The sequence below is a fragment of the Sodalis-like endosymbiont of Proechinophthirus fluctus genome (assembly GCF_001602625.1).
Classification (GTDB): Bacteria; Pseudomonadota; Gammaproteobacteria; order Enterobacterales; family Enterobacteriaceae.
This window is the reverse complement of sequence record NZ_LECR01000003.1, coordinates 2,964-3,502: the sequence shown is the minus strand read 5'-3', so window position 1 is coordinate 3,502 and position 539 is coordinate 2,964. Positions and strand designations below refer to the sequence as shown.

At 54.7% G+C, this 539-nt stretch carries 1 pseudogene; it reads left to right on the top strand.

Annotated elements, in window-relative coordinates:
- Positions 1 to 222 precede the first annotated feature (222 nt).
- A pseudogene (locus BG74_RS15330) lies at positions 223 to 539 on the top strand (sulfite exporter TauE/SafE family protein); the annotation flags it as partial.

Below are 539 nucleotides of genomic sequence, written 5' to 3'. Positions count from 1 at the left end.
CGCTGAGCAACTGCGATGCGACGGTTGCGGCGATGAACTGGAGAGCTGATTTCTGCCGGCCAAACTCGGCACCGGTACACCGGTGAAAAAACGTCGCCGCTCCCTGCAGCCTGTCAGGTGCTACTAGACAGGAATCTGGTGCTGCCCTGAAAAGCAGGCGGATGCGCCAGCGTCTCTGGGGACCAGTGATGGTCACGCGCTAACATTATTAGGGAATTGAGTATGGATTGGTTAGTAGTTTCGCTGTGGCTGCTAGCAGGGCTGTTTTTCGTCGCGGTAATGCCCGGGTTTACCGATACGCTGGCCTGCAGCGGGTTTATTACCATCTCAGCGCTACTGGCCGAGAGGATAGCGCCCAGGCACTTGGCAACCAATAAATTACAGAGCGTGGATGGTAGCTTTTCTGCTAACCTCTATTTGTGTGTCTGGGGATGGTGAAACTTGACAACCAGAAACGCAACATCGCCATGACATTTCATGGATTGGCGTCGGGTGCTGTTCTATTCAGCATGTGCGAGCCGACTTGCCGCGTATTGGCG